This window comes from Sphingobacterium sp., from assembly GCF_039596235.1.
Taxonomy (GTDB): Bacteria; Bacteroidota; Bacteroidia; order Sphingobacteriales; family Sphingobacteriaceae; genus Sphingobacterium.
In genome coordinates this window covers 187872-202285 of the sequence record NZ_JBCNKE010000008.1, presented here as the reverse complement: position 1 = coordinate 202285, position 14414 = coordinate 187872, and the positions used below count along the sequence as shown (strand labels likewise).

The window sequence follows — 14414 nt, the reverse complement described above, 5'->3', positions numbered from 1 at the left end:
TTATCTTATCAGATTATTCATTGTGTATAGTAAAGTAGTTAAAATTCAGCAACGGATTTAATCGTTGTCCTTTGCGCGAATCATCGCGATAAACAAATAGACCGCAAAGACCCATGCCGATGCCAGGCATATCCAGGCAAAAACAGGAATTCCCAGCCATTTAGGTTCAATACGTGCAACAATCACCATTCCGCCCAGTAGGTTGAGGGACATAAACATAATACCGATCACAATCCGGTTGACCCCTTTACGGAGTATGGCATTGAAGGATCGAGCACTAATCAGACGATGATTTAAAGTGAAATTACCTGTACGGAATAACCTGACTAAAGCACGCATATCCTCGGGAAGTTTTTCGACATCCCGTGCGAAGGACTCGATCTTATGTTTTCCTTTCTTGAACATTGCTTCCGGCGAAAGCCTTTCCATCATAATCCTTCGGGCAAAAGGCTTAATGCTCTCCATAATATTCAGATCCGGATAAAGCTGGCGTCCGATGCCTTCCATCAGCGAAATACCGCGCATGAGCTGATAGATATATTCAGGAAAATACAAGCGGTTGTCACCGATAATTTTCCAGAGTTTATTGAACAGTAGATCAAGACTCAGATCACCTAGGGAGACATTGTCGATCATATCAAAAATCTCATACAATGAGCGTTCAAACTGGTTTCGATCAGGAATATGGCTCACTACGGCAACATCTTCAATGACATCAGCCAGTCGGACCGCATCTTCGGAAATTGCCGATTGAATAAATTCTTCGAGCTGTCTTCGGTCAATTCCGAGCAGTTTACCCATGTTACCAAAATCCAGAAAGGCAATGCGTCCATCGGGCATCACCATCATATTACCCGGATGCGGGTCACCATGAAAAAAACCGTGGATAATCACTTGTTCCAGATACAAGTTGATTCCATTTTTCACCAAGGTTTCCACATCCATTCCCCGTCGTTTTATTTCCACAGCATCCGTTACTTTGAAACCGTCGAGATACTCCATACAGAGGACACGGTCAGAGGAGAGATCGGGATAAACTTTGGGAACTTTGATCAGTTTGTTGCCTTTAAAATTTTTAGCAAACCGTTCGATATTATGGCGCTCGATGACCAGCGACATTTCTTCCTGCAAGGTCATGGCAAAGGATTCCACGATCAGGGAGAGGTTGAGATTCTCCAGTGCGTCATTGTACATGGTCAGTATCTTGGCAATGTCGCGCATGAGTGCAAGATCAACACGCATCACCTCATCTATTCCCGGCCGTCGCACTTTTAAGACAACATTTGTACCGTCTTTTAGCGTCGCCCGATAGACCTGAGCAATGGAAGCGGCCGCAAAAGGTTCCGCCGCAATGCTTTGAAATTGTTCTGCGACATCCACTCCAAGTTCCTCGGTGAGGTATTCCTGGATATCAACGTCAAAGGGTGGAACATTATCTTCAAGTCGTTTGAGTTCCTCGACAAGATCTTTGGGGAGCAGTCCTTCACGGGTGGATGCCGATTGTCCGAGCTTGATAAAGGCTGGTCCAAGCTCTTCCAAAGCCATGCGGATACGCGTATATACACTGATCTTATCAACATCTATATTACGTTCTAAGCTTGCTCTTGGCCCTTTCCATGGCAATCGGGCGATGGCATCTTTGAAACCATATTTTGCCAATATGCTTAAGATCTGGGAACTCCGTTGTAACTTCTTGGTCGGATTATACATCATGGACAAGGATTTTCGAAAACAAGATACGGAACAAAAACCTTACCTTTTTCATTCCATGGTTTATTGAAAGTAAAAATTCACTTGCTCCCAGCTTTTTGGCCGTTCAAAATAAGCTATTCTGCTTCCATCTGATCCAGGTTTTCTTTGATCCGTTTGAGATAATCTCCGTAATAGGCGCGGATCATAAATTCGGTAATCAAGACGATAATTAAGATGGAAACAATCGCCGAGAGCGCCATCCATGCTATAAAATTGGGATCTTGATGGAGTGTCTGTTTAAAATGATATAATTTTTCAAACCAGGCGATAGCCCTATTTTGACCAATCAGAATGAGGTAAAGGAATAAGCCCTGGGGGATCATCACATAAGCTACGATACGATAGGTCTCTACCGCGTATTTAAGATCGTAATAGACCTTGAGCAGATGTTCGCGGGATGCCAGTAGATCGATCTGCTTAGCGCTTTTGATCAGGTAATAGAATCTACGGTAATAGAGCAGGCTAGACAGCGAAATCTGTACAAGAAAAAAGTAATACGCAAAAGCTGCATACCCTGAGATTTTATAAACCGGCAACATAGGCACAGCAATCAGGACAAACATAGATACCACCCAGGACACAAATTCCCGTTTGATATTACGTCTCAGCTTGACCATGATATTACCGACCTCCTTATAGTGTTTGAGATTTGGATTTTGTAAATCCTCATCTGTAGGCTGTTCTTGCCACGATTTTTTTAACTCATCAAAATTCATAATTGTATTTTTTAATGATTTGTTGAATCCGCTCTTTCGTCCGGTTTAATTTAACCCGGGCATTAACTTCAGATATGCCCAGATGCGCCGCGATTTCGCGGTGGCTCTGACCTTCCAAAAACAAAAAGATCAATGCCTTTTCTACAGCGTTCAGTTCATGTACTGCCTGATAGAATATTTTTAGCTGTTCGTCTCTATCCGGATTATAGGATTCTTCTGCGAAGTCATGCCGCTCTTCCAGGCTATCGTAGATCCGATGTTTTTTCTCTTTCTTTAAAAATACCATTGCGGTATTCAGTGCTACCCGATACATCCAGGTTGAAAATTTACTTTTCTGCTTAAATGTTGCATAAGATTTCCAGAGCTGATATACGATTTCCTGATAAAGATCCTGCCGATCCTCCTGGTCATCCATATACATACGGCTTACCTTGACGATAATTCCTTTATTTTCGTCAATCAACTGGAGAAATTCTGTTTCCGAATGGGCCAATGGTAAATTTTTCTTTTAAGATCTTTTCAGGTAATAAGTATAGCAAATAAACAAAGTGTTACAGCTTAATTTAAAAATATGTAAATTGTTCATAAAAAGGAGGTAAATCACAATATTATGGAAAATATATTTTATGAGGGGCAGGTCATCTGGGCGCAAATAGATGCCAATAGGCATATGCGTCATTCTGCCTATGCTGATATCTGCGCACAGGCCCGGAGCAATATGTTGAATAAAATGGGATTTTCTTTGGACAAGTTCGCCGAGTTTCAGATCGGACCGATCCTATTTCGGGAGGAACTAATCTACAGCAGGGAAGTGCATCTGGATGAATATGTTCAGGTAAAAGTAGAATTGACCAAATACAATAAGATCAATAGTCGATTTTCTTTTATCCATCAGGTTTATCGTCAGGATGGTACCCTATGCTGCACGGTAAATGTTGATGGGGCCTGGCTGGACCTTAAGCTGCGAAAATTAACCAAATTACCGGAAGAAATGGAGCCCTATCTCGCCAAAGTGCCGCGCGCAGCGGGATATGAAGAGATCGGATAAAAAAATCCCTCGGAATACGACATATTCCGAGGGATCAAAACATAAACTAACCTAAAAACTATCTTATTCTGTGCATCAACCGACTAGCTGTCGGGAGCTGCTAATCCTATGATCGATATACCCATGATATGATCTGGATAAACTTATTTTACCTCGATCAAACGCTTTGCAATGATTGCGTCTTCCTTCTTACCAACAGTCAAGACCAATATTCCACCTTCATAGGCAGCTTCGATATTGCTATAGTCAACCGTTTCGGGTAATGTAAATGATCTTGAAAACGAACTATAATTGAACTCCTTCTTGCTATATAGCTTTTCTTCGCTTACTTGTTCCTCTTTTTTCTCAGCTGAAATCGTAATCAGATTTTTATCCACATTGATTTTAAAATCTGATTTATCCAACCCCGGAGCAGCCATCTCGATCTTAAATGATTTTTCGGACTCCGAAATATTTACTGCCGGAACACGTGAGACCAAACGGTCTGAAATAAAATTATCGTTAAATAAATTGTCAAATACAGTATTTACAAATGGATTTACTGCGTCCGTATTCAAACTTTTTGTAGGGAATTTAATTAATGCCATTTTTAGTCCTCCTAATTTTTTTATTTTTTGTTAAGCTTTATTTTCTAACTCTTTTGAAGGGAATGTTCAATTCACGTACCAACTGCAAAACAAAGACAAAATGACATCTTTAATTAACTTTAAGCGCCATTTTGACACTAATACTTTAAGATAGCCGACAAAAGAGCTTGCGTTACCATGGTATTGCTTGATGCATCTCACCCCTGATATAACTTTAACGTCGCAGCAGCAAAACTGTTTTTCAGACGGATTTAATTTGACAAAACATTAACCATGAAGCTCCATTTTCCTACTACGGCGTTTCTCGTTCTGATTTTTCTTTTTGTTCCAAGGCCGTGATCAGCAAAAACTTAACCGCATCATAGATATAATCTTTTGCTTCGGCATAAGAAACATCGTAGATCCGGGACACCAATGCATCATATTGAGGGAAAGGGGAAAATAATTTCGTATAATAGGCATCCAGTTGCGCACGAGTCGGCAATTCAAAGGAAAGACGTAATTGGAATCGTCGTATAATCGCCGTATCTAAAATTTCCGGGTGGTTAGTCGCAGCAATCAGCACAGCTTCTGCTGGAAAATAATCGATCAGTTGGATAATCGTGTTCACCAGCCGGCGCATCTCACCTACATCTTTTTCTTCACTGATCCGTGCTTTTCCAATCTGGTCAAATTCGTCCAGAAAAAGCACTGCTTTTTCCCGTCCAGCCTTGTCGAAGACCTGTTTGATATGCTGTGAGGTCTCACCGATACGGGAGGAGATCAGGTTACTCAGGTTCAACACATAGATAGGCTTGTCAAGCGCCGTCGCCAGCGCCTTGGCGGTTGTTGTTTTTCCGCAGCCCGAATAACCGTGCAAGAGAATCTTGTTGCTGACAGGCAGACCATATTCTGAGAGTGCCCGGATATAGCGATGTTCCTTAATCAGCTGTTGCAGTTTCTGCCGGCTATCTTCCGCTAAAAAAACATCTTCTAATGCTATCTTTTCCTTATCGGCTATAACTAGATCGTAAATATTCATAGGTTAATTCAAATACTAAAAATGGTTATAAATTTTTGTAAACCATAAATTCACACTTTACACTGCATTCAGCTGATCTTAGCAGTAAAATTGTAATGTAAATTTGACATTTAAACAGCAGATCCATGCAGCGAAAAAAAATCTCAATACTGAATACTATATACTATATTTCAAGCCAACTTGTGAACAGGACAGGTCTCCACCGAACGGAGGATTTGACTTGCGAATAACAACTTCGATCATTTCGGCATGCGGTACCCCTAGCCGAATCTGTTCCAATATTTCCGCCGCTGCAGATTCCAGTAGTTTCCGTTTGGGTTGCATCACTCGGGCAGTGATCTGGTACAATTCCTCGTAGTTTAACGTATTGCGCAAATCTTCGGTTTCGGTATTATGAAAAGGGAAAGAGACATCAATAGACACAAAAAATTCATTTCCGAGAATCTGCTCCTCCTCGTAATAGCCAATTGGCGCATAAAATCGCGCTTCTTTCAGTGAGACTGTCTGTAAAATGGTTGCCATGCACAAACCTAAGCAAATTGTTCCAAATCAAAAAACCTGCGACTTTAGCGACTTCCAACATATGCCCGCGCAAAAAACATCCGGATCCAGAGGGACATTTAAATCGATCCTATTCTAAAATTAAATTGTATATAAAAGTAAATTTTCCTAAGTTTAAATACACCAAAAACCAAACAGATGAACTTTTCTTTACCTGCGGCATTAGCCATAGCGATCTTATGTAGTTCCAGTGCAGTCTATGCCCAAACAAACATGAAACCCAGCGATACAGAATATTACAAACCTGTTCCGCCTACTGTAACCCTTGACAGGGGGATCCCCAGCGACGCCATTGTTCTCTTCGACGGCAAGGATCTGAGCAAATGGAAAAGCGAGAAGGGGAAAGCAAATTGGACAGTCGCCAATAATACACTTGAAGTAAAACCTGGCAGCGGAAATATCGAGACCACGGAGCATTTCAGTGACTTCCAACTCCATATTGAGTGGAAGAGTCCGGAGCTTATCAAGGGAGAGGGCCAAGGCAGAGGAAATAGTGGTATTTTCTTACAGGGGCTATATGAAATCCAGGTCCTGGATAACAACAACAATCCTACATATGTAAATGGTGGTGCAGGAAGTCTTTATAAACAACGACCACCTCTCGCTCAGGTCATTGCAGCAGACAAATGGCATGTATATGATATCATTTACAAAGCTCCCCAATTTAACAAAGATAGCCTGCTGATCAGCAAAGGCACCGTCACAGTTCTGCACAATGGTGTGGTAGTCCAGAACAATACCCAGATTGATGGTACAACAGAGTATATTGGACTCCCAAAACAAGTGGCTCATGGTCCTGGTCCCATTATCCTGCAAGATCATGGCGACCTGGTGCAGTTCAGAAGTATCTGGCTCCGCAAACTATAGGCCCTGATAGCAATTTCAGTTAGGCAAGCAACAATTCTGTACTAGGTTTTATAGGGCTATTTCCCTAATTTAGCCCTATAAAATTTAAAAGCAAACCCCATCATAAGGGCAAAAATACCTATGATCGGCTCAGCATCATTAAAAATAAATTATTCTAATGAAAAGAATTGCGCTATTCTTCTTGTTGGCAAGTGCCCTAACCGGTCATGCCCAACGAAACCTTAATTTGGAAGAAACGGTATTCGGACCGCGCACCTATGCGCCCACATCGATTACAGCTGCTTCCTGGATACCAAAATCAAACAGCCTTTCCTACCTCGATAAATCCTATCAAAACCTGCTCTATAAAAGTGCCACAAACAACTGGACGGAGACTACCTTGGTATCCAAAGCAGCGCTCGAGGCTGCTTTAAAAACCGCTATGCCGAACGAAACATTCAATTTACGTATGTTCCCTTACGACTACAAATGGCATGATGGCAATTCACTCTTACTTCAGGTAGACGGAAAGGACAAGACATATACGGTTGTCTACAACCTCAAATCCAAAAGTATTGAACGTGTTATCGGCAACGATAAGCAGGGAGCTAACCGTGAACTGACCACAGATCTTTCCAAAATCGCCTATCTGGTGGACAATAACATCTCCATCGTCGACAAAAACGGGAAAGTAACGGTAGTAACAAACGACAGCGACAAGGGCATAGTCAATGGTAGTGATTATACACACCGCCAGGAATTCGGCATAAAAAAAGGAATGTGGTGGAATCCCCAGAATGATAAATTGCTTTATTACCGAAAGAATGAGACCATGGTCGCCAACTATCCACTACCGCAATGGAGCCCCGAAGTTGCCGAAATAAAGTGGATCAAATATCCCATGACCGGACAGAAATCAGAAGAGGTAAACTTGGTTGTCTATAACAGTACAACTGGACAAAAAGTAACTTTACAGACCGGAGACCATAGCGAGCAGTACCTGACCAGCGTAACCTGGGATCCTTCCGGAAAATTCATTTATGTCGGTGTGCTCAACCGCGGTCAAAACGACCTCAAATTCAATAAATACAATGCGGAAACAGGGGCATTCGTTAAAACACTGTTCGAGGAAAGCGCAACAACTTGGGTAGAGCCGGAAAATCCGCTAACTTTTCTTCCAAACTCAGCAGATCAGTTTCTTTATCAATCCGATAAAGAGGGCTACAACCAACTTTACCTGTACAATACGGAAGGAAAGCTGATCAAAAAATTGGGCTTCAAGGATATTGTATTAGAAAACCTACTGGATTTCTCGGCAGATGGAAACAACATCAGTTATATCGGTGTCACTAATAATGGCATGGACCGTCAATTATTTCAGGTAGACCTTAAATCGGGAAAAACAGTACAGCTAACAAATGAATCGGGTATACACCAAGCTTCTTTGAGTGCTGATGGCAAATATATCTATGACCAATATAGCGATCTGAAAACACCAAACATCATACAGATCAAGGAGGTTAAATCAGGCAAGGGAACTGTCCTGGTCAAAGCTGACAATCCATTCAGCGGAAAAATTAACAATCCAAAAATAGAATTTGTCCAACTGACTTCGGCTGACGGTAAATATCCCCTGACCGGGCGCATCATCTATCCAAACGATTTTGATCCTGCAAAGAAATATCCGGTCATGTACTATCTGTATGGCGGTTCCCATTCCCAATTGGTTTCCAATAAATGGTTGGGCGGGGCAGGTTACTTTGATCTTTATATGGCTCAACAGGGCTATATTGTCTTTACGATGGACAATCGTGGCACCAATTACCGAGGCCGTGATTTCTATACAGCAACTCACCGTAATCTTGGTCAAAATGAAATGGCCGATCAGCTTAAAGGAATTGAATTCCTAAAATCAAAACCCTTTGTCGACCAGCAACGCATGGGCATCTTTGGCTGGAGCTTCGGTGGATTTATGACGACGTCATTTATGCTGCATCATAATGATATTTTTAAAGCTGCTGTCGCTGGGGGGCCTGTAATTGACTGGAAGTTTTACGAAGTGATGTATGGCGAGCGTTACATGGACACTCCACAGGAAAATCCGGAGGGATACAAATTGACCTCCCTGTTGAACAAAGCGGATCAGCTAAAAGGACGCCTGTTAATCATCCATGGCGCACAAGATCCCGTGGTCGTGCAGCAAAACAGCATGGAGTTTTTGGAAGCCTGTATTAAGGCCGGGAAGCAGGTCGATTATTTCCTATACCCTACCCACGAACATAATGTAATGGGCAAGGACCGCATCCATATGTATGAGAAAATTGCAGATTATTTTAATCAGCATCTAAAAAACAAATAGTTAACAGCTCATCATGCAAAGGCGCCTTTCTTTTCCGATTGGCGCCTTTGTATTAGTAAGAACTAATCGTTCAATAGCAAACGGGGCTACTATTTCATCATTAATTACCACTAGTCCTTTTGGACCGTAAATTTGTTGGCCATTCCATTTGTTTACCGGTTTTATCCACAGGTAATACGATTTTCTCCCTTGACACCAATTCCGGCTCTTCACAAGCGAGGTAAGTTAATACCGCAACAATAATGGCATTCTGCTTGACTTCGTCGAAGACAATTTTATCGTAGGTATCCCGATTGGTATGCCAGGTTAATTTCCCATAATCCCAGGAGGTCGAGGAAAGACCAAAGGCCGGGATTCCTTTTTGGACAAAAGAAGAGTGGTCACTCCCTCCTGTCCCCGGCATTCCCGGAAAGCTCGTTTGGATCTCGTTACGAAATTCGTCGGGTAGATACTGCAACCAACGGCCGATATATTCATAGGCCTTTTCAAAACCACTGCCAGCGATACGAACAATACGCCCCGTTCCATTATCCTGGTTCCATACTACCTGAATATTTTTTGCGACATCGGGGTGATCTTCCACAAAAGCCGACGAGCCGTTTAAGCCCTGTTCCTCACTTCCCCAATTGCCGACCAGGATCGTCCTTTTATTTTCGGGATATACTTTTCGCAGGATACGAACAGCTTCCATCATCGTAATCACTCCTGTAGCATTGTCTGTCGCACCGGAGGCTCCATCCCATGAATCTAAATGTGCTGATAAGACCACATATTCATTTGGCTTTTCTTTCCCTTTGATTTCGGCAATGCTATTATAAGTCTTCGTTGTCCCAAGCTCTTTGGATTTACCCTGTAAAAGTATGCGCGGTTTAACTCCCCGTGTAGCCATGCGGTAAAGGAGACTATAGTCTTCCAACGCAATATTAAACACCGGCATCTGTTTGGATTTCGCATCAAAAATCCGCGTGAGCCCCGGCAGTTCGGTCCAATAGGAATCAATCACCCCCACTGCTCCGGCAGTTTCCAGCGCCAAGGGCAGCGTACGCCGTGTATTCCCCGTATAACTCATGCTGAGCTCCCATTGTCTGAGCTGTTCATTTTTTAAGGTCTGGTATTTTTCATAGCCTTTGGCCGAGGCAGATTCTTTCCAATTCGCATCTGAGCGACCCGAGACCGGGTTCATTCCGATCAGCACAATTTTACCTTTTACCGTCTTCAGCCAGGACTGGAAATCGAGCTGAGAACTAAACAAGGGCATTGCAACAACTTCTGCCTCTACCCCTTTTTCCTTCGTCATTGGACTGAAGGCGAGTTGAGTTCCCTCGAGTGATTTAATCCGTGGGTAAGTCATCGTCGCTTGTGAGGTCCCCCGCTCCCAAGAGCGCCATTCTCCATAAGGTTCATTACGTGCGTCAGCTCCTAGTGCGGTATACTGTTTGACCACCCAGTCATGTGCCTGTTGCATCTGTGGACTTCCAACCAAACGTGGACCGATCATATCAACTAGTTCAAAGGCATAGTTTTCAAGCTGTGAGTTTGCCTGGGCTTCCTGGACAATTGCAGCGACGACAGCATCTTTATTTTGCGCAAAAATTGCTGAGCTACTCAATAATATACAGGCTAGCCCAAAAGCTTTCAAATTTCTCTGTTTAGTATATAGTTTCATTTGTGATTTAATTCGTTCTTCTTCCTGTAGGTTCTGCAGGATTTGTTTTTCCGAAAATTACTAATTTTAATTCAAAAAACATATTTAAAAAAATAGGGGTATCCAAAGATACCCCTATAACAACATTAGTATATGGTTGGTTGATTATCTACACAGCTTCTGCTTTCGACTTTTCGTAACTCTCCTGATGTACAGAAGCTACTGCTCTTCCAGATGGATCGTTCAGGTTTTGGAAAGAAGCATCCCAGGCAAGGGCTTCCGGTGTACTGCAAGCAACCGATTTCATGGAGGGAACGGTCAGTGCCGCGGCAGTAGACGAAAAATGTGATTCAAAGATTGTACGATACAAGAACTCCTCTTTGTTTTTTGGCGTGTTGATAGGAAAACGTTCCGCAGCGGCTGCAAATTCCTGATCTGAGACCTTACTTTCTGCCTGTTCCTTTAAGGTATCTATCCAGCTATAGCCGACGCCATCTGAAAACTGTTCTTTTTGGCGCCAGGCAATGCTTTCGGGAAGATAATCTTCGAATGCTTTACGCACCACCCATTTCTCCATCCGCCCATCACGGATCATCTTGTCCGATGGATTGATGCGCATGGCAATATCCATAAATTCTTTATCCAGGAAAGGCACCCGTCCTTCAACACCCCAGGCTGCCAGTGATTTATTTGCCCGCAAGCAGTCGTAGAGGTATAGTTTTTTCAGCTTACGTACGGTCTCTTCGTGAAATTCCTGTGCATTGGGTGCTTTGTGGAAATACAGATAGCCACCGAAAAGCTCATCAGACCCTTCACCGGATAACACCATTTTGATACCCATGGACTTGATGACACGCGCCAATAAGTACATCGGTGTTGACGCACGCACGGTCGTAACGTCATAGGTTTCCAAGTGATAGATCACATCACGGATCGCGTCCAGACCCTCCTGTATCGTAAAGTTGATTTCATGATGAATCGTTCCAATATGATCCGCAGCCTTTTGTGCCGCGATCAGATCCGGAGCCCCTTTCAATCCCACTGCAAAAGAATGCAATTGTGGATACCAGGCTTCTTCTTTATCGTCGGTTTCAATACGTTTAGATGCAAATTTTTTCGTTACCGCTGCAATTACCGAAGAATCAAGCCCGCCTGAAAGCAATACACCATAGGGCACATCTGACATTAATTGACGATGCACCGCGTCTTCCAAAGCTTTACGCAGGACTGAGATATCAGTCGCGTTATCTTTTACAGCATCATAGTTTTCCCAATCGCGTTGATACCAGCGTTGTGGTGTCGTACCTGCTTTACTATATAAATAATATCCTGGAGGAAATTGCTCGATCGTCTCACAGAAGCCTTCCAAAGACTTTAATTCAGAAGCGACAAACAGTTGTCCCTGCTTATCCTTACCGTAATACAGGGGAATAATCCCCATATGATCACGCGCAACAAAAAATGAATCATCACGGGAATCATATAATGCAAAACCAAAGATACCGTTCAACTCATCAACAAACGACGGTCCTTTGGCTAAGTACAATGCTAATATTACCTCGGAATCACTCTGCGTTGCAAACGCATAATCCGGAAGGCTATTCCTTAATTCATGGTGGTTATAGATTTCGCCGTTTACAGCCAATACAACTTTGCCATCCGGACTGTACAAAGGTTGACTACCTGATTTCGGATCAACAATAGCTAGTCGCTCATGGGCCAATAAAGCTTTTTCGCCAGTGAATATGCCAGACCAATCTGGACCACGGTGACGAATACGTTTTGACATTTCCAATACTTGGGATCTCAATGAGTCTGCGGGTTGCTTCAATTCAAAAGCGCCAATAATTCCACACATATTATGAAAATTTTAAATTTTTCGTTTTTACATTATGTTCTTGATACAAAGTAAAACAATTAAAAACTAAATTCATAATGATTTTTAATTTTTATTATGTTTTTATCAAAAAACATAATTCAAACAAATAAAATTAGCAACAAAACCCTTATTTGTTTACAATAATCACACAATACAATAACAACACATTTCAAGATTTATCTTTAAATTCACTGTGTAATCAAATAAACCAAGGACAATGGATTTAATAGGAACTTTTTACCAGGGCCTCGCTATCACAGCAGACGAACTGAATTCCATAAAAGATAAACACCAGGCCGTTACGATCAAAAAAGGTGATTTTATACTGAGCAAAGGACAGGTATCCAATGCTTACTATTTAATCGAATATGGACTTACCCGTTCTTTTTTGCACGACTATGAAGGGAATGAAGTTACCATTGGCTTTTGTAGTGATCATGATGTGGTGATCGAGGTTGCATCTTTTTTCCAGCGTACCCCCACAGTTGAAAATATCCAGGCGCTTACCGATACAAAGCTTTGGAAAATACGATTTGAAGATCATCAGGAACTGTTTCATCGCATCCCAGAATTTAGGGAATGGGGGCGTTCATGGATGGCACAGGAACTGGTTCACAGTAAAAACAGGGCAATTGCCATGATCACCGAACCAGCCACCAGTCGATACCTGCGTCTGATTAAAGAAAAACCTATCCTGATCCAGCAGGCTCCATTAAAACATATCGCCTCTTATCTTGGTATCACGGACACCTCATTGAGCCGTATCCGTAAAGAGATTGTACACGGGAACTAAAGATTTTCCTGTTGCGAAAGTTTATTTTCAAATCTTGCCTTAGGGCAAGATTTTTATCGAAAGTTCCGCTTAATTTTATCTTCACTTCCGAAGATAGCCCACCTGGCTGCTATGTTATAGGAAATAATTTGAGAAAATAAGGTATTGCGTGGATCTTTTGGAGTCATCAAAAAGATAAAGATACACGCCAAAAGAGACAATCAATATATTCAAAAATTAGAAATCATGGCAAAATTACACGCTTATTTAAATTTCGACGGTAACTGTGAAGAAGCTTTCACATTTTACGAAAAGGTTTTTCAAACAAAAAATCCAGGTTTTATGCGATATGGCGATGTTCCAGCGGACCCGCACATGCCTCCAATTTCGGATGAAGCCAAAAACAAAATCTGTCATACGGCCATTTCCATCAATGGCGAGAGCATGCTTATGGGCGCTGACGTCATTCCGGACTTTGGTCAGGCCTATGTACAGGGCAACAATACCTATGTCATGTTGATGTGCGACAATCGCGATGAAGCCAAAACACTCTACGAAGCACTTAGTGTCAACGCAAAAGTAGTGGAAATGCCTTTAGGCGAAACATTTTTCGCAGAATTATATAGCTCATTTCAGGATCAGTTTGGCATCTGTTGGATGGTTTATTTCGGAGGCAATAAAGACGAAGATTGCGAAAGCAAAGGTTAAAGAATCCCTGAGATTTAAATCCTTAAATGAGGTTGCGGAAGACCGTAAAAAAGGGGCTGTCAAACATTGGACTGCCCCTTTATATTTGATAATGCAAAACTGTTTTCAAGCGGCTGGTTTATCTTTGATAAGAACCATTGGTAAAAGCTCCGACTTATTTATTGGTCAGCACATCCGCTTCGAAGGCAACACCAGCCCAGCCATTTGCCATAAACTGTCGGATGTTCTGATGACCATCTCCTGTCGGGTTGTCCAGTACATTCTGATAATGTTCTGCAAATAGCTTCAAGGTATCCGTTTCTGAAAGATTGTTTAATTTGGCAAAATACAATACTTTGGCGCTCCCCTGGTTTTCGGTTGCCGAGTTTTTCAGGCTCCCATTTTGAAAGGATGCTGGGCTATATGTATACTGTTCTGCAATATGATCCAGGACTTCCTGAAACTGAAGTTGGCTCCCTTTTGACTTCGCTAATAATTCTTCTATTTTCATCGGATTAAAATTGTATATGCTTTTGCTAAT

The 14414-nt window shown here is 42.1% G+C and carries 14 protein-coding genes; 5 read left to right on the top strand and 9 right to left on the bottom strand.

Going from position 1 to position 14414, the window contains the following annotated elements; translation table 11 throughout:
• Window positions 1–57: 57 nt before the first annotated feature.
• From ABDW32_RS16965 to ABDW32_RS16955, 3 genes are all read right to left on the bottom strand, one after another.
• Window positions 58–1713: an AarF/UbiB family protein gene (locus ABDW32_RS16965; protein ID WP_343564505.1), complete on the bottom strand. Its 1656-nt coding sequence runs from the start codon at window positions 1711–1713 to the stop codon at window positions 58–60.
• 113 nt (window positions 1714–1826) lie between these two features.
• On the bottom strand, window positions 1827–2468 hold the full coding sequence (locus tag ABDW32_RS16960) for a hypothetical protein (RefSeq protein WP_343564503.1): 642 nt from the start codon (window positions 2466–2468) through the stop codon (window positions 1827–1829).
• Entirely contained in the window at window positions 2458–2961 is a 504-nt protein-coding gene (locus tag ABDW32_RS16955; RefSeq protein WP_343564501.1) for a sigma-70 family RNA polymerase sigma factor, read from the bottom strand. The genes ABDW32_RS16960 and ABDW32_RS16955 overlap by 11 nt, the downstream gene beginning before the upstream one ends.
• Before the next feature lie 117 nt (window positions 2962–3078).
• Between ABDW32_RS16955 and ABDW32_RS16950 the strand changes: the two genes are divergently transcribed.
• Complete coding sequence (locus tag ABDW32_RS16950; protein WP_343564499.1) at window positions 3079–3516, top strand: thioesterase family protein; 438 nt, start codon at window positions 3079–3081, stop codon at window positions 3514–3516.
• 143 nt (window positions 3517–3659) lie between these two features.
• On the opposite strand, the gene ABDW32_RS16945 is transcribed toward ABDW32_RS16950, so the two are convergent.
• The 3 genes from ABDW32_RS16945 to ABDW32_RS16935 form a co-directional block, all read right to left on the bottom strand.
• On the bottom strand, window positions 3660–4103 hold the full coding sequence (locus ABDW32_RS16945) for an Hsp20/alpha crystallin family protein (protein WP_077437576.1): 444 nt from the start codon (window positions 4101–4103) through the stop codon (window positions 3660–3662).
• 292 nt (window positions 4104–4395) lie between these two features.
• Window positions 4396–5124 carry an ATP-binding protein gene (locus ABDW32_RS16940; protein WP_343564496.1) on the bottom strand — a complete coding sequence of 243 codons (729 nt, stop codon included), beginning with the start codon at window positions 5122–5124 and terminating at the stop codon, window positions 4396–4398.
• 156 nt (window positions 5125–5280) lie between these two features.
• Complete coding sequence (locus tag ABDW32_RS16935; protein WP_077437578.1) at window positions 5281–5646, bottom strand: dihydroneopterin aldolase; 366 nt, start codon at window positions 5644–5646, stop codon at window positions 5281–5283.
• A gap of 177 nt (window positions 5647–5823) precedes the next feature.
• Here ABDW32_RS16935 and ABDW32_RS16930 point away from each other — a divergent pair, with 177 nt between their 5' ends.
• On the top strand, window positions 5824–6552 hold the full coding sequence (locus ABDW32_RS16930) for a DUF1080 domain-containing protein (RefSeq protein WP_343564488.1): 729 nt from the start codon (window positions 5824–5826) through the stop codon (window positions 6550–6552).
• Between the two features lie 157 nt (window positions 6553–6709).
• Entirely contained in the window at window positions 6710–8890 is a 2181-nt protein-coding gene (locus ABDW32_RS16925; protein WP_343564486.1) for a DPP IV N-terminal domain-containing protein, read from the top strand.
• Window positions 8891–8990: 100 nt separating this feature from the next.
• Here the strand turns inward: ABDW32_RS16925 and ABDW32_RS16920 are convergent, their stop codons facing one another.
• Together ABDW32_RS16920 and asnB are read right to left on the bottom strand one after the other, a co-directional pair.
• A complete protein-coding gene (locus ABDW32_RS16920; protein ID WP_343564484.1) occupies window positions 8991–10556 on the bottom strand; it encodes a M20/M25/M40 family metallo-hydrolase in 1566 nt (521 codons plus the stop codon).
• A 148-nt stretch (window positions 10557–10704) separates the two neighbouring features.
• Window positions 10705–12393, bottom strand: coding sequence for an asparagine synthase B (gene asnB / locus ABDW32_RS16915; RefSeq protein WP_343564482.1), 1689 nt, complete (start codon window positions 12391–12393; stop codon window positions 10705–10707).
• A 238-nt stretch (window positions 12394–12631) separates the two neighbouring features.
• Between asnB and ABDW32_RS16910 the strand changes: the two genes are divergently transcribed.
• A complete protein-coding gene (locus tag ABDW32_RS16910) occupies window positions 12632–13207 on the top strand; it encodes a Crp/Fnr family transcriptional regulator (RefSeq protein WP_343564480.1) in 576 nt (191 codons plus the stop codon).
• A 225-nt stretch (window positions 13208–13432) separates the two neighbouring features.
• Entirely contained in the window at window positions 13433–13894 is a 462-nt protein-coding gene (locus ABDW32_RS16905; protein WP_343564478.1) for a VOC family protein, read from the top strand.
• Between the two features lie 154 nt (window positions 13895–14048).
• On the opposite strand, the gene ABDW32_RS16900 is transcribed toward ABDW32_RS16905, so the two are convergent.
• Entirely contained in the window at window positions 14049–14384 is a 336-nt protein-coding gene (locus ABDW32_RS16900; protein WP_343564476.1) for a HopJ type III effector protein, read from the bottom strand.
• Window positions 14385–14414 lie beyond the last annotated feature (30 nt).

What these genes read in the sequence shown, in the direction of transcription:
- ABDW32_RS16940 (WP_343564496.1), bottom strand. Translation starts at nt 5,124, where the DNA reads ATGAATATTTACGATCTAGTTATAGCCGATAAGGAAAAGATAGCATTA.
- ABDW32_RS16935 (WP_077437578.1), bottom strand. Translation starts at nt 5,646, where the DNA reads ATGGCAACCATTTTACAGACAGTCTCACTGAAAGAAGCGCGATTTTAT.
- ABDW32_RS16930 (WP_343564488.1), top strand. Translation starts at nt 5,824, where the DNA reads ATGAACTTTTCTTTACCTGCGGCATTAGCCATAGCGATCTTATGTAGT.
- ABDW32_RS16905 (WP_343564478.1), top strand. Translation starts at nt 13,433, where the DNA reads ATGGCAAAATTACACGCTTATTTAAATTTCGACGGTAACTGTGAAGAA.
- ABDW32_RS16925 (WP_343564486.1), top strand. Translation starts at nt 6,710, where the DNA reads ATGAAAAGAATTGCGCTATTCTTCTTGTTGGCAAGTGCCCTAACCGGT.
- asnB (WP_343564482.1), bottom strand. Translation starts at nt 12,393, where the DNA reads ATGTGTGGAATTATTGGCGCTTTTGAATTGAAGCAACCCGCAGACTCA.
- ABDW32_RS16960 (WP_343564503.1), bottom strand. Translation starts at nt 2,468, where the DNA reads ATGAATTTTGATGAGTTAAAAAAATCGTGGCAAGAACAGCCTACAGAT.
- ABDW32_RS16965 (WP_343564505.1), bottom strand. Translation starts at nt 1,713, where the DNA reads ATGATGTATAATCCGACCAAGAAGTTACAACGGAGTTCCCAGATCTTA.
- ABDW32_RS16945 (WP_077437576.1), bottom strand. Translation starts at nt 4,103, where the DNA reads ATGGCATTAATTAAATTCCCTACAAAAAGTTTGAATACGGACGCAGTA.
- ABDW32_RS16920 (WP_343564484.1), bottom strand. Translation starts at nt 10,556, where the DNA reads ATGAAACTATATACTAAACAGAGAAATTTGAAAGCTTTTGGGCTAGCC.
- ABDW32_RS16900 (WP_343564476.1), bottom strand. Translation starts at nt 14,384, where the DNA reads ATGAAAATAGAAGAATTATTAGCGAAGTCAAAAGGGAGCCAACTTCAG.
- ABDW32_RS16910 (WP_343564480.1), top strand. Translation starts at nt 12,632, where the DNA reads ATGGATTTAATAGGAACTTTTTACCAGGGCCTCGCTATCACAGCAGAC.
- ABDW32_RS16950 (WP_343564499.1), top strand. Translation starts at nt 3,079, where the DNA reads ATGGAAAATATATTTTATGAGGGGCAGGTCATCTGGGCGCAAATAGAT.